This is a genomic window from Paenibacillus tengchongensis, assembly GCF_008973665.1.
Taxonomy (GTDB): Bacteria; Bacillota; Bacilli; order Paenibacillales; family Paenibacillaceae; genus Paenibacillus_AQ; species Paenibacillus_AQ tengchongensis.
Genome location: NZ_WACP01000008.1, coordinates 53,076 through 77,901 on the forward strand (window position 1 = coordinate 53,076; position 24,826 = coordinate 77,901).

Below are 24,826 nucleotides of genomic sequence, written 5' to 3' on the forward strand. Positions count from 1 at the left end.
GAATCCGCGTATGAGACAACTCATCGTTCGAAGATTGCTGCAGACGGTGCCGATGCTGTTCTTCGTATCGGTCGTCTGCTTTGCCATGATCAAGCTGGCTCCGGGTGATCCGGTGCTCTCTTTCGTGACGCCCAATATGCATGCCGACGATATCGAACGGATCCGTCATAACCTAGGCCTCGACAAACCTGCCTATGTGCAGTATTTCCTGTGGCTGAAAGAGATTGTGCAGGGGGATTTCGGGTATTCCCTCGTCAATCACCAGCCGGTGCTGGGCCAGATCCTGGACCGTCTGCCGGCGACCGCCGGGCTGATGGGCAGCGCGATTGCGCTCGCCGTTCTGCTTGCGATTCCGCTGGGTCTCATTGCCGGCGCCAACCGCAACCGCTGGGCGGATAAATTAATTAATCTGGTCGCTTACATCGGCATATCGGTTCCGCTGTTCTGGCTGGCCATTCTGCTGATGTATCTGTTCGCGATCAAACTGCATCTGCTGCCGAGCATGGGCATGCGCACGATCGGCGTAGAGTCGGCGTGGGATGTCGTGAAGCACGGCATTCTGCCGTGTATGGTGCTGGCGTTCGGCTTTCTGGCCAGCTATGTGCGGTATATCCGTTCCAGCACCATCGGGCAGCTGAAGGAGGAATACGTTCAGATTCAGTACGCCTTCGGCTCCAAGAAATCGACGATTCTGTTCCGTCATGTCCTGAAGCATGTGCTGCTGCCGGTCATCACGCTGCTAGGCATGTCCATGGGCGATCTGGTGGCTGGGGCAATTGTCACAGAGACCGTCTTCTCCTGGCCGGGGATCGGCTCGCTCGGGATGACGGCCGTTAAAGGTATGGACTATCCGCTCATTATGGGCATTACGCTGTTCTCTTCGCTGATGCTGATTCTGGGCAATCTGATTGCGGATATTCTCTACAGCTTTGTAGACCCGCGGATTAAACTGAAGGGGTGAACTCATGAATCGCAGTAAATGGATAAATGTACGGAGCGAGCTGTTTGCAAGCGGCATGGGCGTCGCCGCCCTCGTAATCCTGACCGTGTTTACACTGGGGGCCATATTCGCTTTTCTGACCGGGCGTGATCCGAACACTATGGACGCCATGGTGCGGCTGACCCCGCCGGGCGCCGCCCATTGGTTCGGTACGGATGATTACGGCCGGGACTATCTGACCCGGGCGCTGTACGGCGGGCGCGTCTCGCTGCTTGTCGGCTTCGCCTCGATGATTATCGCCACCGGCATCGGGGTGCTGATCGGTGTGGTTAGCGGCTATTTTGGCGGCTGGCTGGACAGCCTGCTGATGCGGATGATTGACGTCATCACCTCGATTCCCTCCTTTCTGATTCTGCTGCTGCTCAGCGTGTTCCTGAAGCCGAGCGTCGGCAACATTATATTGATCATCGCGCTCCTGATGTGGATGAACATCGCCCGTATTATCCGGGCGGAGACGCTGACGCTGAAGGAGCGCGAATATGTGCTGTACGCCAAGGCCTCGGGCCAGAGCGCCCGCGGCATCATCTGGCGGCATATTCTGCCCGGCCTTGTGCCGACCATCATCGTCGGAGCAACGAACAACATCGCCTCGGCGATTATGATGGAATCGTCGCTAAGCTTTCTCGGCTTCGGGGTACAGCCGCCGAACGCCACCTGGGGCAGCATGCTGAACAGCGCCCAGGGCTACATCGCCCAGGCGCCTTATCTGGCGCTCTTCCCGGGTCTGCTTATTCTGCTGACCGTGCTGAGCTTCAACGTCCTGGGCGATATTTTGCGGGTCGGCTTTGAACCGAAGCTGAACCGGAGATAGGAGTGTGACATCATGACACAGCGGCTGCTGACCGTTGATAACCTTAAAGTTTCATTCGCTGCCCGCGAAGGCGAGAACCAGGCCGTACGCGGAGTCAGCTTTCATATTGATGCCGGAGAGACGCTGGGCATTGTCGGCGAGTCCGGCAGCGGCAAGAGCGTCACGGCCAAAGCGATCATGTCCTTGATTGCGCCTCCGGGCCGCATTACTTCCGGAGAGATCACCTTGGGCGGCACCAGCCTGACCGGCCTGTCCGAGAAGGAATGGCGGCGCCTGCGCGGCAACCGGATCGCGATGGTCTTCCAGGACCCGATGACCTCGCTTAATCCGGTGAAGACGATCGGCCAGCAGCTGACGGAGGTGATCCGCCGGCACCGCGGGCTGAAGAAGGACGCGGCCTATGCCGAGGCCGCTGAGCTGCTGCGCCAGGTCGGCATCCGCGACCCCGAGCAGCGGCTGAAGCAGTATCCCCATGAATTCAGCGGCGGGATGCGCCAGCGCGTCATGATCGCCATGGCGTTGTCCTGCAAGCCGGAGCTGCTGCTTGCCGACGAACCGACAACGGCGCTGGATGCGACGATTCAGGCGCAGATTCTGGACCTGTTCAAGGACCTGAAGGCGAACACGCAGACGGCCGTTGCGCTTATCACCCACGATCTCGGCGTAGTCGCCCAGGTCTGCACCCGTGTAATTGTGATGTACGGCGGGCTGATTATGGAAGAGGGGACGGTAGAGGATATCTTCTACCGCCCTCAGCATCCGTACACGATCGGCCTGCTGCGCTCGTTGCCGAAGCGCGGAGGCGGGTCGCGCGAGCGGCTCGTGCCGATCGAAGGTACGCCGCCCGATCTGCTGAACCCGCCGCCGGGCTGCCCGTTCATGGAGCGCTGCCCGCATGCGCATGCGCGCTGCGCCTCGCTGCCTCCCGTGACCGAGCTTGCGCCGGGTCACCGCACCATGTGCTGGCTGGCGGTGGAGCAGCAAGAGAAGGCTGCCGCCGGCAGTGAAGGGGGGAACGCAGAGTGAGCGACACCAACAATGTGCTTGTTGAAGTAGAGAATCTCAAAAAGCATTTCTCCAAGGGCAAGGATATGCGCGGCCGTGATACCTCCCTGCTGAAGGCGGTGGACGGTGTCAGCTTCCAGATCCGGAAGGGAGAGACCTTCGGACTGGTGGGCGAATCCGGGAGCGGCAAGTCGACGGTGGGCCGCTGCCTGCTGCGGCTGTATGATTACACGGACGGCGAGGTCCGCTTCGCCGGCCAGCCGCTCGGCGGACTGGGCGAGAAGCAGCTCAAGCCGTTCCGCAGACGGATACAGTCTATCTTCCAGGACCCGTATTCCTCGCTCAATCCGAGCCTGAATGTGCTGGAGCTGATCAGCGAGCCGATGAAGATTCACGGGCTGCACCGGGGCTCTGAGCGGAAGGAGGCGGTCCTGGAGCTGCTGACCAAGGTAGGGCTGAAGCCGGAGCATCTGTACCGCTACCCGCATGAATTCAGCGGCGGGCAGCGGCAGCGGATTTCGATCGCCCGCGCGCTGTCGGTACGCCCGGAATTCGTCGTCTGCGACGAGCCGATATCGGCGCTCGATGTGTCCATCCAGGCCCAGGTGGTCAACATGCTGGAGGATCTGCAGGCGGAGTTCGGCCTGACGTATCTGTTCATCGCCCATGATCTGTCCATGGTGCGCCACATTTCCGACCGGATCGGCGTCATGTACGGCGGAAGGCTGGTGGAGGTGGCGGAGAGCGACGAGCTGTACGACAACCCGCTCCATCCGTATACGAAGGCGCTGCTCTCCTCCATTCTGGAGACCGATCCGCGCAAAGCCGGCGAGCGGATTGCCTTGGACGGCTTCTCCGTCTCGCGCGGGGAAGGCGAGGCCGCTCCGCTGCGGGAGGTAAGCCCGGGCCACTATGTGGCATACGACTTTACGGAATAGTTGCGGAATTATGCTACAATCGACATATTGATCATTACGGGTAGAGGAGGCCAGAAATCATGACGGAAGCAGTAGACAAGGTTAAGCTCTCGCAGTGGGATGCGCTGCTCCTGGAATCCCTGCGGGGATTAGGATGGACTGACGAAGCGCTGCTGAACATCGCCGCAGCCGGCGAGCTGCCGGCCGACGACAGTGATTTTCATTTTGATTACAGCCAGCTTGCAGCGCTCGCTGCAGAACAGCCGGCAATTTACCGGCAGGCTGTAACACAGGGCTATCAGATCAAGTACAACACGATCGGCGGTATCCGCAGCTGGATCCTGGTCGCTTTCGGCCGGGAACCGCAGGTGGAGCGGGAAGAAGGCAAGGAAGCGGTAGAAATTGCGCTGACGGAAGCCGAGCAGCAGCGTCTTCAAGGGGTACTGTCCATCGGCTGGCGGCTGGTTCCCGCAGCAGGCGGCGTCAGCCGGATTGAGCCGGTCCGCAATTAGGAACGGAAGCTGCACCGTTTCCGGTGACATGAGCAGAGTGGCGTTATTCCTGTTAGGGAAGCAACGCCACTCTTATTTGTAATTCAGAGCGTGTTCACATTAAATCGCATTTTCATGGCATAATGACTGTTCCAGTTGCTATAAATGAAATTATTACGGTAGACTATAAGAGTCGGTTAAATGCAAGCGATTGGAGAGGAACAATGGAAGTATTCAAGCGTTTTTACGCAAGTTTGACGGCCCGCCGCTTTCTGATTCTGGCGCTGATCGGGCTGCTGCTTTACGGTATCCGTGACATGCTCAATCTGGTGCTGCTGACATTTCTGATCGCCTATGTCATGAACAGCGTACAGGTGCTGGTCTCGAAGCAGATCGGCAAATTTGTCAAAGTCAACAGCAAGGTGATCATCATTGTTTTGTACCTCGCTTTAATCAGTGTTATCGTGTTGTCCCTGGTGAAGTACCTGCCGAGAATATTTACGCAAATCCAGCAGCTCACCTCCTTCTTGACCAATCTGACCCGCGAAGATATCCCCCAGAACGAGATCGCACTTTACGTGTACGATACGCTCAAGGATCTGAATTATGAGGATTACCTTCAGGACGGAATCAATTACGTCTTCAAGATCAGCAATTGGGGCACCACATTCGTCCTGTCCACCATCTTAAGCTTAGTGTTTATTCTGGAGAAGACCCGGATCGTTGCTTTCACCTCCCGGATGCGCAACAGCAAAATATCGTGGTTCTACGTGGAGCTGGAGTATTTCGGCCGCAAATTTGTGTCTTCCTTCGGCAAGGTGATTGAGGCGCAGATTCTGATCGCGCTGTTCAATACGTTCTTCACGGTCATCGGACTCTGGATCTTCAACTTCCCGTATCTGTTCGCCCTGTCGATTATGATCTTCCTACTCAGTCTGATTCCGGTGGCAGGCTTTGTCGTGTCGCTGGTTCCCCTCTGCATCATCGGTTATAATGTCGGCGGACTGGAAATGACCATCTATGTGCTGGCCATGATTCTGGTGCTGCATTTCATCGAGGGTTACTTCCTGAATCCGAAGCTGATGTCCTCCAAAATGAATATGCCAATGTTCTACACCTTGATCGTGCTGCTGTTCGCCGAGCATTACATCGGTGTCTGGGGCCTCATCCTCGGCATTCCGATCTTTGCTTTCTTTCTCGATATCTTGGAAGTACGTGAGGAGCCGGGTCCATAACCCGGCTTTTTTGTTTTATAAGGTTATGCTTGACACTTAGCCGTATCGATTGTAGTATTAGTTCAATCTACAAAGTGATCTAGTAATCATTTTGTGAATTTAATTCCTAGTTAATCCATATAAATAATTTAATTAGTCTCGACCAGACAGCTGGAGAGCCGCTTTTTCCGTGAGGAGAACGCAGGGCTTCAGCTGTTTTTGTGTTGATTAAATGGAGATGGGGAGATGGGAGCATGTCTAAGCAAAAAGGGTATTGGATCACCGGTGTTCTCGCAGCTGCGCTGCTGCTGACCGGGGGCATTTGGCTGTGGCAGGGAGGCAACGGAGCGGCTGAACCGGCGGGTGCCGGAGAACCGGTAACGGTGAATCTGGCCATCAACAGCGGGCTCAGCACCTTCAGTATTCTTAAGGAACAGGGCAAGCTGGACGGCCTGCTGGCAGAGGTCAATGCCAAGGCTTCATGGAGCGAAGTCGCCGGCGGACCAGCACTGCTGGAGTCCATTGCGGCCAAGCGGACCGATATTTCCTTCCTTGGCGACGGAGCTGCGCTGCAGGGCCAGGCGGCGGGGCTGCCGTTTGTAAATATCGGGCTGCTTAGTGAAGGCGCCAAGCTGAATTCACTTCTCGTGCGGCCGGACAGCGGAATTCAGGAGGTAAGCGACCTGAAGGGCAAGACGGTTGCGCTGCCTAAGGGAACAACCAGCCATGTGTATTTTGTGAAGCTGCTCGGGCAGTACGGCCTCACGGAGTCCGATGTCAGCATTATTAATCTGCAGCATGCCGAAGCCGCCTCTGCCTTTCAGAGCGGGAAGGTAGACGCGCTATCGATCATTGATCCGTATAAGACGCAGCTTTTAGGGCAGAAGCAGGCTGTAATGCTCACCCCGAAGGAGGCAGTCAAAGCACCGGTTACGCTGGTGGTGCGCAGCGGATTTCTGAAGGAGCATCCCGAAATTGTGAAGACGGTGCTGGAGGCTATCGGGCAGACCGTTGAATGGCAGAATGCCAATCCGGAGGATGCGGCGGAGCTGTTCGCAAGCCTGAAGAACTTGGATGTCGGCTTGATTAAGGGCATCAACGCCAATCTGCAGCTGACCTTCTCCCCGATTACGGAGGATATTGCGGCGGCCCAGCAGCAATCGGCAGACTTCCTGTATGAATCCCAATTAATCAAGAAGGAGATCCAATATACGGATTACGTCGACAACAGCCTGATTGAAGGTGTACTGAAGGCGAAGTGAAAGTGAGCAGGTGGATGAGAGAACGTTTATGCAGACGGCCTGGTCCGGCTGCCGGATATATCACATACCAAGGAGGATAACCGACATGTCTGAAACAACCATTGCTGAGGGTGGAACAATCAAGAGTGCCGCAAGAGGAGAGGTGAATTCGGCTCCCGGCAGCGAATCGCGGCTTATTGAGCTGGCGGAGGGCTATTATTCGGGCATCAACTTCGGGCTGGGGAACATCGGCTTCGTCATTACAGATGAAGGCGTGGTAGTCATCGATTCTACCGTTTCCCCTGCTGGCGCAGAAGCGGTATTGGCGGAAATCCGCAGGCTGACCGATCTTCCGGTCAAGTATTTGATCTATACCCATGGCCATTTCGACCACGTGGGCGGAGCGGCCGTGTTCCAGCGGGAAGGGGCCGCCGTAATCGGGCACCGGAATGTCCGTCAGCGGTTTGACCGTTATACGAAGCTGTGGGAGCATCATCTGGCCATCAACTCGGTGCAATTCCGCAATACGGGCTTGCTGGCGGCGGAGCCGTCCCTCGTCTATCCGGATATTGAGTACGATACGGAGTATGTATTCGAGCTCGGCGGACGGACGTTCCGGCTGATTCACGGCAAGGGCGAAACCGACGATGCGACGGTCGTCTATATTCCGGAAGACCGGATTGTCTACATCGGGGATTTTATCATCTGGACGTTCCCGAATGTCGGCAATCCGAATAAGGTGATCCGCTATGAGCGGGAATGGTATGAGATGCTGGACCGGGTCTTGTCCTGGCAACCGAGAGCCGTCGCTCCCGGCCATGGCCCCAGCTTGCTTACTCCGGAGGCCATCCGGGGGGCGCTGGGCGATACATCGGAAGTATTGAAGCTGCTGCACCGGGAAACGGTGGAGTATATCAACCAGGGCAAATCCGTGGAGGAGGCGGTGCTGGGCATCGCTTTGCCGGAGCATCTGCTGCGAAGTCCTTATATCGTTCCTGTATACGGGACCAGGGAATTTGTGATCCGGGGCATTTATCACCGGTATACCGGATGGTACAACGGAAACCCGACACATCTGGCTCCGTCGCCCAAGGAGCAGGTCAGACAGACAACCTTAGAGCTGATCGGTGCCAAAGAGAAGGTGCTGGACAAGGCGAGGGAGCTTTCAGCGGCCGGAGAGCTGCAGCTTTCGCTGCATGTGGCCGATCTGTTAATCGGCGATACGGAGTATACCGCAGCAGCCGAGGCCTTCAAAGCGGAGACGCTGCTCAAGCTGGCTGAGGGCTCATCCAATCTGTTCTACCACAATTTCTACACGGTAAGCGCCGCTGAACTGCGCGGCGGCGGAGCGGAATAACACGGACCTTATAAATGCAAGAGGCCGCCACGACACGGGGGAATGTCGGGACGGCCTCTTTGTGCTGCTATGTAGCTGTTATACGCTGAATGATGTATGCACACTGGCGGCGACGATCTCGCGCAGCTCAGCTCTTTGCGCTTCATATTGCTGTTGCGAAATACTTCCGCTGGCCAAACGCTCATCCAGCTGCTCCTGTAACTCTGCTGTCTGCAGATTGATCACGCTCTCAATATCTCCGCCGTTCTCTTCGGCGATCTCCTTCAGTGACTTTCCGTCATACAAGGCTTCATAAAGCTCTTCATCCGAGCGCTGCTTCAGGGCGGCGAGCAGCGCGTCGCTGCCGTCTACGCTGCTGATCGACCATTTGGCTACCGGGGCGGCCAATACAACGGTCCTGGCCCAGGCGGTTCCTCCAAAAGACATGGCTACTACCATCGTCCCGACGATCATCACTCGCTTGATGTTCATTTCTGTTCATCCTCATTTCGATATATTTTGTCACGGTTAAAGTTCAGTATTTACGGTTGCTGTGAATTTGGCCTACTTGTATTGTACCCCGCAAAGCTGAAATGAAGCTTAAGTTACTCTAAAGAACGTGTAAAGATCCGTCTTCATCCGGTATATACGGGATAAGAATGCCGAGGTAACCGTTTTTTTGAAAAGATTCCGGACTTGCCGGCAGTTTGGTCGACAGGCTTATTGAAGGTATACTACAGAAGTGGAAAGTGAACGATGGGGAGACAATCCATGGTCAGCCAATACCTGAAGCAAAGGATGAGCCGGAGATGGAGAAAAGAGTGCTGGTCGTCGACGATGAACCGGGCATTGTAAGTGCAATCGCCTATGCGCTGCGCCGTGAAGGATACGAGGTGGATACCGCGGCCGACGGCGAGGAGGCGCTGGCCAAGGTGGGCGTCTTCCATCCGAATGTGCTGGTGCTGGACGTGATGATGCCGAAGCTGAGCGGTTATGACGTCTGCCGCAGGCTGGAGGACCGTGATGATATCGGAATTATTCTGCTTACCGTCAAGAATGATATTGTGGATAAAATCGTCGGACTGGAGCTTGGCGCAGACGATTATATGACCAAGCCATTCGAGATCCGCGAGCTGCTGGCCCGCGTCAAGGCGCTGCTGCGCCGGCTGGAGAAGAGCACGGGCGAGGTTAAAGGCGGGGCGATCGTCTACGGCGGCCTCAGTGTATACCCGGACCGGCGGACCGCTGAGCTTGACGGGCAACTGCTGGAGCTGACGCCGAAGGAGTTCGATCTGCTGCTGCTCCTGCTCTCGCATCCCCAGCGCGTATATATGCGCGAAGAGCTGCTGGAGCAGGTGTGGGAGATGGATTACGCGGGCGGTACGCGCACCGTGGACATCCATATCCAGCGGTTGCGCAAGAAGCTCGGCGAGCCCTATCAGCAGCTGCTGCAGACCGTCTACGGCGTCGGCTATAAAGCCGTGCCGGCGGGGAACTACCGATGAGATTCAGCATCAAGCTGAAATTCAGCCTGTTTCTGGCGCTGCTGCTTACACTGGCGCTGGGGGTGCTGAGCTTCCTGGTGCTTCGCGGGGTGGAACGGAACCAGATCGCCCAGACCGAAATCTATCTGGCCCAGCATGTGAAGACGGTCAACCTGCGGGTGAAGCAGACGTATTATACGGGGACAAGGCTGGAGCCGCAGGCGTTCCTGCAGCAGCGCGGCCGTACGCTGGCGGGGGAGCTGGCCGGGTTCACCGGGCTGGATGTCACCCTGTACGCTGCCGATGGCAGGGCGGCGGGTACTTCGGTGGGGGAGGGACCCGCACCGGAACGGACGCCGGATGTGTCCGCAGCACTGGCCTACGCGCTGGAAGGCAAGATTGCCTATCAGCGCGCGGGCGGCGCGCTTCTGTACCTTGCCCCGCTGCAGGGGCCGGACGAACAGATGGGCGTCGTCCAGCTGCGGTATCCGCTGGGGCGGGAACAGAGCTTTCAGCGCACGCTGCTGAATCTGTTCCTGACGACCGGAGCCGCCGTACTGGTGCTGAGCTGCCTGCTCGGCTACCTGTACTTCAACCGCGCGGCGGCGGCGATCCGCCGCCTGAAGACAGCGGCGGAGTCGATCCGCCGCGCCGAATATATCGCTGCGCCGCCGGTAAAGCGCAGGGATGAGCTGGGCGAGCTGGCGGAGGGCATTTTCTATATGAGCCGGGAAATTGAATCCAGCATTGCCGCCAAGGACGAGGAGCAGCGCAAGCTGCAGCTGGCCGTGAACAAGCTGCAGGCGCTGGAGCAGCAGCAGAAGCAGTATATCGGGAACATCAGCCATGAATTCAAGACGCCGCTGACTTCGATCAAAGCCTATGTAGACCTGCTGGATATGTATGATGACGATCCGGAGCTGCTGAGGGACGCCAAGCAGAATATCGCCAAGGAGACGGAGCGGCTGTACCAGATGGTGGAGAAGGTGCTGCAGCTGACAGCTTTGGAGAAATATGATTTTGAGTCCCGGGCAGAGCTGTTGGAGGTGCCCGCAGCATTGCGGGATGTATGCGGGAGGATGCGCGGCAAGGCGGAACGCTTCGGGCTTACCATTACCCTCGAAGCTGAACCGTCCCGGATCTGGATGGACCCGGAGAGCTTTATGCATATCTTCATCAACCTGCTGGACAATGCCATTAAATACAATATTCCGGGCGGAATCATCCAGCTGCGCTGCGAGACCGTAGAGCATGAGGTCAGGATTACGGTGGCCGATTCCGGCATCGGCGTTCCGGCAGAAGCGCGGGAGAAAATCTTTGAGCCGTTCTATACCGTCAACCCGGACCGTTCGCGGCAATCCGGCGGCACCGGCCTGGGCCTGCCGTTGGTCCGTAATTTGGTGGAGAAGCATAAAGGGAGGATTGTCCTGCTGGATTCCGCAGATCAGGGGGCGATGTTTCAGCTGACGTTCCCGGCCGTCTAAATATACAAGTTCGATACATTCGGCGAATCTTTGGAAACATTGTTCCGGTAGGCTTAGAGCATCGCCACAGGAGGCGAACTCTTACGAAGGGAAGTGACACGATGCTTGTCCAATACCGTGGCAAGGGCCGGCTGATTCTCATCGTGCTGTGTACAGCGGCGCTGCTGGCTGCAGCAGCCTGCGATGCCGGACAGCCGCACGGCCATACCGTAGTCAGGGAATCCGGCGCCCGGATTACCGTGCTGGATGACACCAGCGAGTCGGTATATACGAAGCTGAGGCTGGAGGGCATCGACCGGATCGACGGTGTCCGTGCGCTCGACTGGATCAGCGGGGAGGCGCTGCTGGTCAGCCGGGAGAACCGGACCCTGAAGCCGGAAACGGTGGAGGGGGTGGAGAGGTACCCGGTGAATCTATATACGCACAGTCTGGCTGACGGAACACAAACGCCGCTGCTGGAGGGGGAGAACGATTACGGGGCAGCCCTGATGTCGCCGGACCATCAGTATATGCTGTACCGGCAGATCGACGATTTCATCGCCGACGGCCATATCATGAATCTGGAAACCGGACAATCGGTAAAAGTAAGCGATGCGCCGTTCAGCAGCGAGGAAGGGGAATGGGCGGATGACCGGCATATCGTCTTCCCCGACATGGAGGGCAATATCCGGAGGACCGCTGTGGACGGAAGCAGTGAAATTGTAGTGAAACCGGGTGTGCCGTATGTGCATGAGGTGGTGCAATCCGGGGATACGCTCTACTATGTCACCGGCGAAGATATGCAGCTTAGCGTCTACAATACCGGATCGAAGGAGACAGCGGTGCTGAAAAAAAGCGTGGTCTGGGTCATTCCTTCACCCGACGGCAGCAGGCTGGCGCTGGTGGAACGCACCCGTCCGGGCGAGATGGTGCTGACGCTGTGCGATGCGGCCGGCAACGAGCAGGCCAGGCTGGCTTCGGGCCAGCAGGTATTCGGCGCCAGCTGGTCGCCTGACGGCAGCAAGCTTGCCTATTCGCTAATCCCGGAGAATTCAGGATCAGATCCCAGCGGCGTCTTCATTACTGAAGTGGAGTCGGGTGAGCAGACGCCGGTCCTGGCAGATATTGGAATCTCCAACCAGCTCCGCTGGAGCCCTTCGGGCAACGCGCTGCTTGCTTCATCGACGGTGATGCAGGAAGGGGCCAATACTTTTGTGAGCTACGTAATCAGGTTGAATTAATACGGTCCGCAGCAGCCCTTGCCCGGTATGGCAGGGGCTTTTTTAGTGGAGGTGACGGCATTTTTTAAAATCATACTTGACAGGTGGGTTTAAAGGGGTTTATGATAACACCAATCAATCTTTCACCACTAATTAAATGAACAGTGAAATATTATTTGAGCCGATTGGACCGCCAAAGGCTCCCGCTGCTTCTCCCCTTGGGAGGAGTGTGCCGGGGGCCTTTTTTGCTGGGCCGAAGCGGAGAAAGCCGGGGAACCATGAACAGCGAGCAGTGGGAGCAACTGGAGGAAGCCGATTACCTCTTCCGCAAAATGGTGCGGAGATTCGTCAAGGAGCGTGACCGTATCAGCATCGAGGGCATTACACTGCCGGGCATGCTGATTCTGCACAAAATCATCCGCGAGGGCGAACAGCGGCTCGGCGATCTCGCTGAGCAGCTGGATTTCACTTCCGGCGCCATAACGGCGATTAGTGACAAGCTGGATGCCGGAGGGTACACGATCCGCCGGCGCAAGGAGGACGACCGGCGTACCGTGCTCCTCGACATCACGGCCAAGGGCCGGCAGCTGCATAACCGCTACGCCGGCATCGGTGAACGATGTATTACGCTTCTGTTCGAGGGCTTTACGGCGGAAGAGCTGGAGCAGCAGAGCCGCTACTTTGAGCGGATTATCGCGAATCTGGAGGGATTCTCGGATGAGCTGCTGACACTGGCGAAGGAGCATGCGCAGGCGCTAGGCTCCGCTCCGGCCGCCCTTGAACAGAAGCCAACGAATACCAGCAAGTATTTGAGCTATTAGCTGTACTGTCCGCGGCGCAGGCCAGGGCACCCTGCCAGTTAGGCGATGACGGAAATAAGGGCATTTTCTGCCTCTAAATCCGCAAAACAAGCTGTTTTCTTGAGATTAGTGGCATTTCAGGCCACTAATCTTGAAGATAAGGCGGAATTGGGCGTTATCCTCAAGATTAGAGGTAGATTTTACCTTTAGTTTACGGAGCGACAAGGAATCTGAGAAATATAGGAAGGTTTTTCCACTAATTCATGGACTGTATGCAAGCAGCCTGTTCACTAAACAAAACTAAGCGGGTGCTTCCACAGCCAGTTTTTTGCGAAGCCCAATCAGGAAGTAACTCATTACAAAAAACTAAGCGTATGCTTCCGAAGTTAGTTTTTTGCGAAGCCCAATCAGGAAGCTAACTCATTACAAAAAACTAAGCGTATGCTTCCACAGCCAGTTTTGTTTGAAGCAACGCAGGAGGACTACTCACTAAACAAAACTAAGCGTAAGCTTCCGAAGCCAGTTTTTTGCGAAGCCCAATCAGGATGTTAACTCATTACAAAAAACTTTAAGGAGAGATAATCATGGGACACTCAACTATTTACCCGACAGGAGCAACGGTCTATAACCCGGCCAAGGCGTGGAGCGGCTATACGGTGTTTCAGGCGGGTGAGGAAGGCGTCGTGCTCATCGACATGAACGGCAAGGAGGTTCACCTGTGGAAAGGCCTGGTCGGCTTTCCGGCCAAGATTCTGCCCGGCGGCTATGTGCTTGGCAGCACAGGTGTAAGACATCCTAAGTTCGGCATCCAGGACAACGTCGATCTGGTGCAGGTCGACTGGGACGGCAATGTGGTCTGGAGATACAACAGCTACGAATATATCGAGGACCCCGGCTATGAGCCGCTGTGGTACGCCCGGCAGCATCACGATTACCAGCGCGAGGGCAATCCGGTCGGCTATTACGCGCCGGGGCTCGCGCCGAAGATCGGCAGCGGTAAGACGCTGATTCTGGCTCACAAGAACGTCCGCAACGAGGAGATCTCCAATAAGGAGCTGCTGGACGATACGATTCTGGAAGTGGACTGGGAGGGGAACATTGTGTGGGAATGGGCGGCCAGCGACCATTTTGCCGAACTGGGCTTCGACGAAGCTGCGCGCAACGTGCTGTTCCGCGATCCCAACACCCGCTCCTTCGGTCATCTCGGCGGCGGCGTAGGCGACTGGCTGCATATCAATTCCGCCTCTTATGTCGGTCCCAACCGGTTCTATGATGCCGGAGACGAACGCTTTCACCCGGATAATATCATTTGGGACGCCCGGGAGGCGAACATCATCGCCATTACCGATAGACAAACCGGCAATATTGTCTGGCGGCTCGGCCCGGACTATTCCTTGCCGGAACTCCGGCATATCGGCTGGATTATCGGGCAGCATCACGCCCATATCATTCCGCAGGGTCTGCCCGGCGAAGGCAACCTGCTTGTATTCGACAACGGCGGCTGGGGCGGCTACGGTCTGCCGAATCCGCAATCGCCGTTCGGCCAGAAGAATGCGGTGCGCGACCACTCCCGGATTCTGGAGATTGATCCCGTTACGCTTGAAATCGTCTGGCAATATACCTCGGCCGAAGCGGGCTTCTCGGTGCCGACGGATTCTTATAAATTCTATAGCCCGTACATCAGCTCGGCCCAGCGCCTGCCGAACGGGAACACACTGATTACAGAAGGCTCAAACGGCCGATTGTTCGAGGTGACAGCCGAGTACGAAATTGTCTGGGAATATGTCTCGCCGTTTAAGGACCGCCGGAATACCAACATGGTGTACCGCTCTTACCGCGTACCCTATTCCTGGGTACCGCAGCTGGAGAAGCCGCAGGAGACGGCGATTGACCCGATTGATGTAACGAATTTCCGTGTGCCGGGCGCTGCGCCGAAAGGCTCCGATTCCGTCGTCGAAGTAGCGCAGACCTTGCCGTTCGTTGCGGGTGCCGCCTGCGTCGCCACCTCGGACGAAGAGGCCCTGCAGAACTCATAGCCTGAATTATATAAACGAAGAGGTGTGTAATGGTGAAGAAATCCTGGTTAAGCTCCGCGATCCTGCTCTTATCTCTCTCGCTTACCGTCGTTCTCTCCGGCTGCAGCTCCAAAGGCGACGCGGCAGCTTCGGATTCCACAGCGGGAAGCAAGGGGGAGACCATAAAGATTCGAATTGCCGACATCAACTCGAATCCGGTATTTCGGGTGGCCAAGGCGAAAGGCTTCTTTAAGAATCACGGCATCGATGCCGAAATTAACAACTTCGCCACTCCGGCTGAAGGGGTGAACGCCCTCTTCATCAAACAGGTGGATATCGCCTTCGGCGCTGACTTTCCGGTGCTGAATGCCGTGTCCAAGGGCGACTATTCCATTATTGCCTCCGCCGGCCAGGCGACGGATCAGGCTGCCGCCGGCTGGAAGCTCTTTGTAAGGGAAGATATTCAGTCAGGAGCTGACTTAAAAGGCAAGAATTTGAGCTTTTCGCGCGGTACCTTTGTCCCTTATCTGTGGGATGTGTATTTGAAGGAGCAGGGTGTTGCACTGAGCGATGTCACACTTACCGGGCAGGGCGGTTTTGATGAAGCCTATATTGCGCTGAAGCAGGGTGATATTGACGCTGCCTGGTTCACCGGCTCGGCGCTGTTTGACAAGCTGGCTGCACTTGAAGGCGTGCATGAACTCAGTGATATGTCGAAAACCTCAGTCCGTCTGGGGATGGGTATTGTGGCCGGCGACGAGTTCATTAAGGCCAACCCCGATGCGGTCGGCGGGTTCCTGGCGGCGGTGGATGAGGCTGCAGCTTATGTCCAGGAGCACCCGGAGGAAGTGGCGGACCTGATGTATGAAGAAGTGAAGCAGCCGAAGGAGAATACGCTGAAGGACCTGCCGATCAATCCATGGATCGTCGGATTTACCCAGGCGGCTTACGACAGCCTTGCGGGGCAGAAGAAGTACATGGTCGATACCGGAATCATCGAGAAGGATTTTGATCTGGCCAGTAAATTGAACCTGGAGCCGCTCCAAGGCGTGCTGCCGGATAAAGTGACTTACGTAAAGCCATAACCACGCGGAATGGGAGCACTGATGCCCGGGCCTTGAGCCTTGCGCCCGGTGCTCCCGGCGGCGCGGGAATCCAATACTCAGGAGGTGCCTGACATGTCATTGCCTGCACAGCAGAATACCATCCATATCGAACAGCTCCGCAAGAGCTACAATGAGCATACGGCCGGGGATGTCCACTACATTATCAAAGATGTGAATCTGGTGATCAAGGGCGGCGAATTCTTCGTGCTGCTTGGCCCGAGCGGCTGCGGCAAATCGACACTGCTGAATATGATTGCCGGATTTGTCTCCAAATCGGGCGGCAATCTGCGGGTCGACAATGTCGAGGTGCAGCGGCCCGGCAGCGACCGGGCGGTCGTCTTCCAGCAGGCGGATTCCTCGCTTTTTCCGTGGCTGACCGTGCGGGAGAATGTCGAGTTCGGCTTGCGGATGAAGAAGACGCCAAAGGCCGAGCGCCGGGAAATCTCCGACCGTTACATCCGGCTGGTCGGACTAAGCGGACATGAAGCGAAGTTTCCGAAGGAGCTGTCGGGCGGAATGAAGCAGCGCGTCCAGCTCGCCCGGGTGCTGGCCAACGATCCGGCGATCCTGCTGATGGATGAGCCGTTCGGCGCGCTGGATGCGATGACCCGCCGGACGATGCAGAAGGAGCTGGTTAATATCTGGCGCGAGACGCACAAGACCGTCATTTTCGTAACCCATGATATTCAGGAGGCGCTGCTGCTCGGCGAGCGGATCGGGATTATGTCTGTAGGCCCTTCCTCCAACATTACGGATATCTATGATAATACCTTGCCTTATCCGCGTGACGTGGCGGCGCCGGAGTTCTATTCGCTGTACAACCGGATTCAGGCTCATTTTGAAGAGGAGTAGGGTGGGGACCATGATGAAATGGCTGGAGAAAAAAGGGGTCTCCGTCTCGCTGCTATGGCTCGGTGCGCTGGTCATCTGGCAGCTCGGCGCCCTGGTGTACGGACCCGATGTGGTTCCCGGTCCTTGGGCGACGATTAAGGGCGGACAGGAGCTGATCGCGGACGGAACCCTGATGCAGTATATCGGGATCAGCTTTTACCGCGTGCTGATCGGCTGGGTGCTGGGCAGCCTGCTGGCGATCCCCGTAGGGCTTGCGATCGGCAAGGTTCAGATCATCCGCATCTTTGCCGAACCGTTCCTGAACTTTATCCGCTTCATTCCGCCGATTGCCTTCATCACACTGTTTCTGGTCTGGTTCGGCATCGGTGAGCAGTCGAAGATCGCGCTGATTATGTACGCGACCTTCTTTATCGTGGTGCTGAACACGCTGACCGGCGTGCTTGCAGTGGAGGAGGATAAAATCCGCTCGGCCCGCAGCATGGGGGCAGGGGAGTGGCAGATTCTGCTGCATGTAATTGTGCCGGCCACCACGCCGTATATTTTTACCGGGATACGGCTGGCCATGGGTACTTCCTACATGGCGATTATCGGCGCGGAAATGATTGCCTCGAACGAAGGTGTGGGCTACCTGATCTGGAATTCGCGGCTGTTCTTCCGCACGGACTGGATCTTCGTCGGACTGTTCTGCCTCGGGTTCATGGGCTTCTTCACCGACCGCCTCTTTGGCTGGTTCGGCCGCAAGGTGCTGTACCGTTACGGCGTGGTAACTTCTGCACCGCGGAGACGGTAAAGCTGGTAACTCCGGTAAGTCATGCGTAACACGGGCGCCGTCCGCTGCAATGGGGATACATGCTATAATAAAGAAGAATTACAGCATGATCCTGGAAAGGGGCAGTACCTTTATGGAAGCAACGGCGCAGGAAGTTGCGGAATGGATGGTTAAGGAAATCAAGTTCACCGGCAATCTGTACCAGGCCGCCGCGATTGAATATGTGAAGGCGAATTTCGGCGAGCAATTTGTGTTTCGCAACGAGAACGGCAATGAATCGCTGGATAAAGAAGTGAAGAAGGCGTTCCGCAAGCTGCACGGCGGCAGAATTGCCTGGGACCGCGACTTGTTCATGTGGGCCTGGACCTAACAAAAGTGACCCTTGCTCTAAAGGCAAAGGTCACTTTTTTGTTTTATCGGGATATACCCGTTGGAGTTCCGTAAAATAAGGGCTTCCAGCTTCTATACCGGCACCTCGCGGGTGCCTTTTTCCATAGCCGCCTTGCAGAGCGGACAGGCTTTGGCGGACAGCTGTTCCTCGGAGCCGTCCGCTTTCCGCCGCGTCCAGCCTTTGCAGGCGCTGGCAGTACATTTCCAGATGTTGACGGAGTGGGTCTTAACCGCCCTCGGCGGTGCAGCAGGGCTTGTCCGGATGACGGACGCTCCGCTCCTGCCCGGTGCAGGGCTTGCTGCAGCGGCTGGAACGCTGGAGCGGAAAGCGGAGAGGAGGAAGCGGGAGACCTCCGCCTTCTTGCCGTGATGGCGGGCCGGGGAGCTGATGAACAGCTCCTCGCGGGCCCGCGTAACGGCGACATAGGCGAGCCGGCGCTCTTCCTCCAGCTCCGCCAGTTCTGCTGCCCCGGTGGCTGCCGGCACCGCCTGCTGTGCTTTGGCGGCTTTGCGGTCCTTCAGCCGCTCGCTCTCCAGAGCGGAGCTGTGCGGCAGGATGCCTTCCGAGGCGCCGATCAGGAAGACGACCGGAAATTCCAGACCTTTCGATTTATGGATCGTCATCAAGGCGATCCGGTTGCCCTGCTCCTTGAGGCCGGGCTGGCGGCTCAACTCGTTGCGCCGGGTAATCTGGTCGATGAAGTCGAGAAATCCCGGCACATCCGCGAAGCGCTCCGCCGAGGACTCCAGCTCATCGAGCATTTCCTTCAGTGTCTCGCGGTGCAGAGTCGCCTGATGCCGCTCGCCGGCTTCGATGAAATGGTCATAGAAGCTTATCCGGATCCGGCGGATTGCCTGTACCGGAGTCCCTTCCTTGAGTTCGCGGATCAGGGTCAGCCGTTCGCGCAGCTTTGCTTCCTTGAAATCCTGCATGCCGGGGAGGGAGAGCAGGTGAATCAGCGGTCCCTGCTTGGCCCGCAGCGCCTCCTGGCGGCGGATATGCTCCATCCCCTGCTCGCGGCTGATGTACAGCGTAGGGAGAATGCTCTCCATTGCCGCAAAATTGCGGCGGTCCACCGACAGCCGCAAATGGTCCAGCACCGGAGCAATCAGCCAGTGCTCGTACAGCAGCTGTCCTTCCCCGTAGTCAACATAGGGGATATCGCGCATAAGCAGCAGCTCCAGGAGTGCACGGTTGCTGCTGGCGGTGCGGTATAACAGGGCGAAATCACTGTATTGCCGCACCCCGCGCTCCACTTCGTTCTCGATGTGCGCGACAATCTGTTCGGCTTCCTCATCCGCAGACTGCGGCCGGAGATACTTCGGCTGGCTGCCGCCGCGGACCGCCGCCTGCAGCGTCTTGGACCGGCGTCGGCGGTTATGGCGGATAATGCCGTTGCCCAGTCCGACGATGGCCGGCCCGGAGCGGTAATTAATGTCGAGCGTAACGACCTTGGCACCCGGATATTGCTGCTCGAAATCGAGGATGAACTCGCTGCGCGCCCCGTTGAAGGAGTAGATCGTCTGGTCGTCGTCGCCTACGACCATCAGATTCTGCTGCGGATGGGCGATCATCCGGACGAGCTCATACTGCAGCGCATTGGTGTCCTGGAACTCATCGACCATCACGTACTGGTATTGCTGCTGAAGGGCCTGCAGCAGTGCGGGCTGCTCCTGCAGCATCCGGTAGGCAAGCACCAGCACGTCGTCAAAGTCCATTTTGTGATGCTCCAGCTTCCACTGCTCATAAAGTGTCAGTACCGCCTTCATCTCCTGATCGGCAACTGTGCTCTCCGGCAGCTGCGCCGGCTCGCCGAGGTTCATCTTGCAGGAGGAGAGCAGGGCGAGCAGCGTTTCCGGCGGGTAAGCATCCTTCGGCAGGCCGAGCTCGCGCATAATCTGCTTCAGCAGAATATGCTGGCGGCGGGTCTCGCTGAAGATCTCCTGGCCGTAGCCCTGTCGCCGCAGCAGCAGCAGGCAGAAGGAGTGGAACGTGCGGGCCTGCAGCCCTGCGGCAGAGCCGGGGTGCACTCCGGGCAGCGCGGCAATCCGCTCGCGCATTTCTGCCGCCGCCTTGCTGGAGAAGGTAAGCAGCAGTACCCGGCTTGGCGCGATGCCCCGGACCGCAAGGAGGTATCCGGTCCGGGCGACCAGCACCGAGGTCTTGCCGGACCCGGCTCCGGCCAGCGTGAGCAGCGGTCCGCGGTGATGGCGGACCGCTGCAATCTGCGGCGGGTTCAGCAGCATGCCGCCCTCCTCCAGCCGGCGGAAGTAAGCGGCATCGCCGTCCTCCGGCTTTACGGTCTCGCGGCTGGTCTGTGCGGCAGCTACCTGCGCCTGAGGGATACGCTCGCCGCCGGCGCCGAGCGGTATATTATGAAACATGAGTTGGTTTATGGGGTTTAGCTTCAATAGACTGCACCTGCGCTTGCTTAAATTTTAGCCAAATTCAACTATACCACCGTACTTCCCGGTCTGTATAGGAGCGTGGCAAAAGCTGCTGATGGTAACATTTTGACATTAACGCAGCGTGTAAGATTAACGATAGACAGGCCGGAGCCCCTTCGGAGGGTCCGGCCTGTCTGCATATCCATATGAACTGGCTTATGCCTTCTCCAGCAAATGCCGCAGCCCGGCGGCCACGCCATGGTTCTCATTGCTCAGCGTGATAAAGTCGGCCGTCTCCTTCAGGATCGGCGCGGCATTCTCCATCGCGATCCGGTAGCCGGCTGTCTCGAACATCGGCAGGTCGTTGTAGCTGTCGCCCATGACAGCAACTTGCTCGGGCGGCAGGCCGTAATGTTCGGCCAGCAGCCGTACACCGGCCCCTTTATTGGCCTGCTCGTGGTTAATCTCGATGTTGTTGACATGCGATGCCGTTATAATCAGGCCGGGAACCTCCGCAAACCGCGTAGAGGCTTCCTTAAGCAGCTCGCGGTTCAGCGAGAAAGCGAGCGCCTTATAAATCGGCGTGTCCTCCCTGCTCCAGATCTCTTCCATATTCTCCACGTAAGATACGGCAGCTTGCTGGAACTGCTTGTTAATCATCGCCTTCAGCAGCCAGCCCACCTCATCCGGGACCTCCTCATCGCTCAGGGATGACAGCTTCTCCAGCCGGACACGCTTATCCAGTTCGACATACACATTATCTGCCGTATAGATCTCATAATATAATTCGTGCATTTCATTCATCCAGCGCAGGACCGGGATAATATCATTCTTGTCCAGCGGCTGGCTCGCCGCCAGTACCCCGTCACCCAGCGTGATCATCGCCCCGTTCAGGCTGACTACGGGCATTTCCAGCTCGGCCAGCCGCAGCTGCCGCTCGGCATCCATATAAGAGCGGCCGGTGGCGATCGCCACAATGTGGCCAAGACTTTGCGCCTGTACAATCGCTTCGCGGTTCTCCGCGCTGATCCTGCCTTGTTCATTCAGCAGCGTTCCGTCCATATCCAGTGCAATCAGCATGTTGTCGTTCTCCTTATGTGAGTTCTCTCCCTGATCGGGGTGCAACCGCCTGAGTGTATCTTATCATTATTTTTACGAAAACCAAAAACCAGTTTCATGAAAATGAATAAAAGAAATGAAAGTAAGGCAGGAGCGGATTTTTGGTTCGCTGAGCGTCCGTGGTACAATGAAGGGTAGGTTAGGAGGAAGATGGATCATGAAATCCAGAAATTTAGCGACCATATCGCTGGCCGTCATGGCCTGCGGATTCTTAATGACTCTGTTTCTGCCGGACCATTGGTCCGTGGAGCTGCTCCGGGGCGCCTTTGAAGCGGGGCTGGTCGGGGGGATCGCCGACTGGTTCGCGGTTACCGCGCTGTTCCGGCATCCGCTGGGCCTGAAGATACCGCATACCTCGCTGCTGCTTAAGAACCGGGACAAGATTATTAACTCCCTGATCTCGGCCATGGAGAATGAGCTGCTGAACAAAGCCAGCATCGAGAACAAGCTGCGCAATATCCGCTTTGTCTCGCTGGGAAGCGGGCTGCTGCTGAAATTCATGGGCCGGAAGCAGGCAAGAGCAGAGATTCTGCGCCAGCTTGGTGATGTCGTGCGGCGGCTGTCGGTAGAGCAGGCGGTTCCCCATCTGCAGCGTGCCCTGGCAGGCTACGTCCGGGAGGCTGAGCTTGCCGCTCCGGCTGAGCGCATCGTCACCTCGCTGATGAATGACCGTAAGGATGCCGCTGTTCTGGACTATGCCCTGGAAGGCATTGCCAAATGGAGCGAGCGTCCGGAGACGCGGAGCATGCTGGGGCGGCTTGCCGCAGGCAAGCTTGCCGAGGTTAAGCTCGGCGGACTCAAAGGGATGGCCTTTCAGGCCTTTGTCGGTTTTATGGATGAGGACATGCTCGGCGAGATGCTGCAGGGCATGCTGAAATCCGGTATCCGCGATTTTCAGGACGGGGATAATCCTTACCGGGAAGAGATTCTCCGCGAGCTCCGCGTGGCCTTGTTCCAGCTCGTCAACGATGAGGGAAAGCTCGCCATGTTCAAGGAATGGGCGGTGTCCGCCCTGCAGGAGGAAGGTACGGCTGCCTTCCTGCAGGAGCAGCTTGAACTGCTGCGTGACAAGGCAGCCGGCCTGATCGAGGAAGACCGGAAGGCCGGAGGCCGCAAGCTGTTCGCTCTGTATGCCCTGCTGGTACGGCGCATTGCGGCCGAGGAGGCATGGGTGCAGGCTTCCGAAGAGAAGCTGCGCGGCTCGCTGATTGCCTTCGTGGCGGCCAATCACTACCGGATTGGTATCCTGGTCAAGGAGAATCTCGATCAGATGGACGATGCCACTCTGGTGAATATGCTGGAGGAGAAGATCGGCAAAGACCTGCAGTGGATCCGCGTCAACGGTGCAGTCTGCGGCTTCGCCGTCGGACTGGTGCTTTCGCTGATTCAGATGATCTGATCCGACGCGGACGAATGTAAGAGGCGGGACCTGCATCTAACGGCTTGGAGTGGCCGGATGCGGGTACCGCCTCTTCAGTATTATATGGACAATGGTTACAGTTGGTTTTTGCCGGTGCTGATGGTATAGGCCTCAAGAACAGGCATCACGAAGATCTTGCCGTCGCCGAAGGATCCGTTCTCCCCGGTTCTTGCCGTTCTCATAATGATGCTGATGACATCATCCTTCTCATCGTCATTGACGACCATCATCAGCAGTTTCTTCGAAATCTGATTGTAGTAGTTCGTTCCGACCTGGATGCCTTTTTGTTTGCCGCGTCCCAGCACATCCATCTTGCTGATCGACGGGAAGCCGGCAAGCATCAATTCCTCCATGACTTCATCCGTTTTCTCCGGTCTGATGATCGCTTTAATCATTATCATACCGATGCACCCTTTCTACAGCGAATAATGTGTTGTAGGGGGTTGCCAACTCATGTTGGGTTAATCAATAACATCGTTTGTTAATGGCAACGCTTACAAATTGAGTATAAACTTAACTTCCTCACGGTCCTGCGACGAAGCTCACAAATTCTTTATGACAGATTGTCACACGAAAAATAGGGCAAGCTGAGGGAGAATTCCCCTCCTATTTGCCCGAAAGCATGCGGTACAGCTCCTCGATCTGCCCTGCGGTATGCTGCCACTCGAATGAATACAGCGCGTCGCTGCGTCCCTGCATGCCGATCCTGTCCGCCAGCTGCGGATTCCGGGCAATCTTGAGCATCAGCCTGGCAAAAGGCGCCGCCTCGCGGTAACGCTCCACCAGAAATCCGTTACGCCCGGAGTCGATAATCTCGCGGATGCCCCCGTTGCTGGAGGCGATGACCGGCAGGCCGGTGGCCATAGCCTCCACATTGACCAGCCCGAAGGCCTCGTGACGCTGCGAGGGGCAGACGAAGCAGTCCGCGGCCTGGTACAGCTCATGTATATGTTCATGCGACACATTGCCGAGAAAAGAAACCCGGACGCCCAGTCTGCGGGCCAGCATCCGGAGCTGCCGCATATAAGCCGGCTTGCCCCGGCCGGCGATGATCAGGTGGGCCTGCAGCCTGGGCTTCAGCAGGTGCATGGACCGTAGCAGCACGGGGACTCCCTTGCGCGGTATGACCCGCCCGACGAACAGTACCGTGAAGAGAGGCGGCAGGTTGTATTGTTTGCGCAGCCGCAGCCGCTCCGCCGCAGGGGCCGGCGTGAAGCGGGAGAGATCGGCGCCCAGCGGAATGACGCGCACCTTCTTCTCCAGGCCGGGGAAACGCCGGCAGAGCCGCAGCTGCAGCGAGCGGCTGTTGGCCGCAATGCCGTCCGCTCTGGCGAGGCAACGGGCAATGCGGAGCTCCGCAGGCACAAAGGTCATGGAATGCAGAAACAGGAGCACAGGGGTATGCGGGTGTCTCCGTTTGACGGACGCCATCAGCAGCGGCCGGTTATCCACCTGGATCAGATCGAAGGTCTCCTCCTCCAGAAATTCCAGAACAGAGGCCTGGTAGCGGGCCGGGCTGCCCGCCGGCAGACGGACAATCCGCACCTGGTCTACCTCTGCAGAATCAGGTGCTCCCGGGGTTCTCCGGCTCAGGATGGTCACCTTGTGGCGCCGGGCCACCCTTCTGGCGATTGCCAGAATGCATATCTCTACCGACCCGTCTCCTGGAAGCGGGAACTGCTCCGGTGCAATAATACAAATGTGCATTACATATACCTCCTCCGGCCGGCTGACGGTTATAGCCTCTACTTAACTTATGCGGCGTTACGGGCGGGAGTCACCGGT

23 protein-coding genes are annotated in these 24,826 nt (G+C 57.3%); 18 read left to right on the forward strand and 5 right to left on the reverse strand.

The window, feature by feature from the left end; genetic code table 11:
* The first annotated feature begins 10 nt into the window (after window positions 1-10).
* From F1381_RS14535 to F1381_RS14570, 8 genes are all read left to right on the forward strand, one after another.
* Window positions 11-961 (forward strand): ABC transporter permease, encoded by a 951-nt coding sequence (locus F1381_RS14535; RefSeq protein ID WP_151735576.1) that lies wholly within the window; start codon window positions 11-13, stop codon window positions 959-961.
* A 4-nt stretch (window positions 962-965) separates the two neighbouring features.
* Window positions 966-1,811 (forward strand): ABC transporter permease, encoded by an 846-nt coding sequence (locus F1381_RS14540; RefSeq protein ID WP_151735577.1) that lies wholly within the window; start codon window positions 966-968, stop codon window positions 1,809-1,811.
* Between the two features lie 12 nt (window positions 1,812-1,823).
* Entirely contained in the window at window positions 1,824-2,837 is a 1,014-nt protein-coding gene (locus tag F1381_RS14545; protein ID WP_151735578.1) for an ABC transporter ATP-binding protein, read from the forward strand.
* On the forward strand, window positions 2,834-3,754 hold the full coding sequence (locus F1381_RS14550; protein WP_281349917.1) for an ABC transporter ATP-binding protein: 921 nt from the start codon (window positions 2,834-2,836) through the stop codon (window positions 3,752-3,754). Before F1381_RS14545 ends, F1381_RS14550 begins: the two co-directional genes overlap by 4 nt.
* A gap of 59 nt (window positions 3,755-3,813) precedes the next feature.
* Entirely contained in the window at window positions 3,814-4,245 is a 432-nt protein-coding gene (locus tag F1381_RS14555; protein WP_151735579.1) for a hypothetical protein, read from the forward strand.
* Between the two features lie 203 nt (window positions 4,246-4,448).
* Window positions 4,449-5,459: an AI-2E family transporter gene (locus F1381_RS14560; RefSeq protein WP_151735580.1), complete on the forward strand. Its 1,011-nt coding sequence runs from the start codon at window positions 4,449-4,451 to the stop codon at window positions 5,457-5,459.
* A 233-nt stretch (window positions 5,460-5,692) separates the two neighbouring features.
* Window positions 5,693-6,700 carry an aliphatic sulfonate ABC transporter substrate-binding protein gene (locus F1381_RS14565; RefSeq protein WP_151735581.1) on the forward strand — a complete coding sequence of 336 codons (1,008 nt, stop codon included), beginning with the start codon at window positions 5,693-5,695 and terminating at the stop codon, window positions 6,698-6,700.
* An 85-nt stretch (window positions 6,701-6,785) separates the two neighbouring features.
* The gene (locus tag F1381_RS14570; protein ID WP_187355361.1) at window positions 6,786-8,036 is read left to right on the forward strand and encodes an alkyl sulfatase dimerization domain-containing protein; all 1,251 of its coding nucleotides are present in this window, start codon (window positions 6,786-6,788) and stop codon (window positions 8,034-8,036) included.
* Window positions 8,037-8,114: 78 nt separating this feature from the next.
* Here F1381_RS14570 and F1381_RS14575 read toward each other — a convergent pair whose 3' ends face one another.
* Window positions 8,115-8,507, reverse strand: a complete 393-nt coding sequence (locus F1381_RS14575; protein WP_151735583.1) for an SHOCT domain-containing protein — start codon at window positions 8,505-8,507, stop codon at window positions 8,115-8,117.
* Window positions 8,508-8,824: 317 nt separating this feature from the next.
* On the opposite strand from F1381_RS14575, the gene F1381_RS14580 reads away from it, so the two are divergent.
* From F1381_RS14580 to F1381_RS14620, 9 genes are all read left to right on the forward strand, one after another.
* Entirely contained in the window at window positions 8,825-9,520 is a 696-nt protein-coding gene (locus tag F1381_RS14580) for a response regulator transcription factor (RefSeq protein WP_151735584.1), read from the forward strand.
* A complete protein-coding gene (locus F1381_RS14585; protein WP_151735585.1) occupies window positions 9,517-10,983 on the forward strand; it encodes a sensor histidine kinase in 1,467 nt (488 codons plus the stop codon). The genes F1381_RS14580 and F1381_RS14585 overlap by 4 nt, the downstream gene beginning before the upstream one ends.
* Window positions 10,984-11,084: 101 nt before the next feature.
* The gene (locus F1381_RS14590; RefSeq protein ID WP_151735586.1) at window positions 11,085-12,203 is read left to right on the forward strand and encodes a PD40 domain-containing protein; all 1,119 of its coding nucleotides are present in this window, start codon (window positions 11,085-11,087) and stop codon (window positions 12,201-12,203) included.
* 257 nt (window positions 12,204-12,460) lie between these two features.
* Window positions 12,461-13,003, forward strand: a complete 543-nt coding sequence (locus F1381_RS14595; RefSeq protein WP_151735775.1) for a MarR family winged helix-turn-helix transcriptional regulator — start codon at window positions 12,461-12,463, stop codon at window positions 13,001-13,003.
* 563 nt (window positions 13,004-13,566) lie between these two features.
* Entirely contained in the window at window positions 13,567-15,018 is a 1,452-nt protein-coding gene (locus F1381_RS14600; RefSeq protein ID WP_151735587.1) for an aryl-sulfate sulfotransferase, read from the forward strand.
* A gap of 32 nt (window positions 15,019-15,050) precedes the next feature.
* Window positions 15,051-16,082, forward strand: a complete 1,032-nt coding sequence (locus F1381_RS14605; protein ID WP_425495277.1) for an ABC transporter substrate-binding protein — start codon at window positions 15,051-15,053, stop codon at window positions 16,080-16,082.
* Window positions 16,083-16,175: 93 nt separating this feature from the next.
* Complete coding sequence (locus tag F1381_RS14610) at window positions 16,176-16,955, forward strand: ABC transporter ATP-binding protein (protein ID WP_151735589.1); 780 nt, start codon at window positions 16,176-16,178, stop codon at window positions 16,953-16,955.
* A gap of 10 nt (window positions 16,956-16,965) precedes the next feature.
* Window positions 16,966-17,745: an ABC transporter permease gene (locus F1381_RS14615; RefSeq protein WP_151735590.1), complete on the forward strand. Its 780-nt coding sequence runs from the start codon at window positions 16,966-16,968 to the stop codon at window positions 17,743-17,745.
* Window positions 17,746-17,857: 112 nt separating this feature from the next.
* Window positions 17,858-18,094, forward strand: a complete 237-nt coding sequence (locus F1381_RS14620) for a DUF6953 family protein (RefSeq protein ID WP_151735776.1) — start codon at window positions 17,858-17,860, stop codon at window positions 18,092-18,094.
* Window positions 18,095-18,186: 92 nt separating this feature from the next.
* Here the strand turns inward: F1381_RS14620 and F1381_RS14625 are convergent, their stop codons facing one another.
* A complete protein-coding gene (locus F1381_RS14625) occupies window positions 18,187-20,499 on the reverse strand; it encodes a UvrD-helicase domain-containing protein (protein ID WP_246188038.1) in 2,313 nt (770 codons plus the stop codon).
* A gap of 219 nt (window positions 20,500-20,718) precedes the next feature.
* Window positions 20,719-21,582 carry a Cof-type HAD-IIB family hydrolase gene (locus F1381_RS14630; RefSeq protein ID WP_151735591.1) on the reverse strand — a complete coding sequence of 288 codons (864 nt, stop codon included), beginning with the start codon at window positions 21,580-21,582 and terminating at the stop codon, window positions 20,719-20,721.
* A 196-nt stretch (window positions 21,583-21,778) separates the two neighbouring features.
* Here F1381_RS14630 and F1381_RS14635 point away from each other — a divergent pair, with 196 nt between their 5' ends.
* Entirely contained in the window at window positions 21,779-23,020 is a 1,242-nt protein-coding gene (locus F1381_RS14635) for a DUF445 domain-containing protein (RefSeq protein ID WP_151735592.1), read from the forward strand.
* Between the two features lie 95 nt (window positions 23,021-23,115).
* Here the strand turns inward: F1381_RS14635 and F1381_RS14640 are convergent, their stop codons facing one another.
* Window positions 23,116-23,442 (reverse strand): P-II family nitrogen regulator, encoded by a 327-nt coding sequence (locus F1381_RS14640; protein ID WP_151735593.1) that lies wholly within the window; start codon window positions 23,440-23,442, stop codon window positions 23,116-23,118.
* A gap of 205 nt (window positions 23,443-23,647) precedes the next feature.
* Window positions 23,648-24,748, reverse strand: coding sequence for a glycosyltransferase family 4 protein (locus F1381_RS14645; RefSeq protein ID WP_151735594.1), 1,101 nt, complete (start codon window positions 24,746-24,748; stop codon window positions 23,648-23,650).
* Window positions 24,749-24,826: the final 78 nt, after the last annotated feature.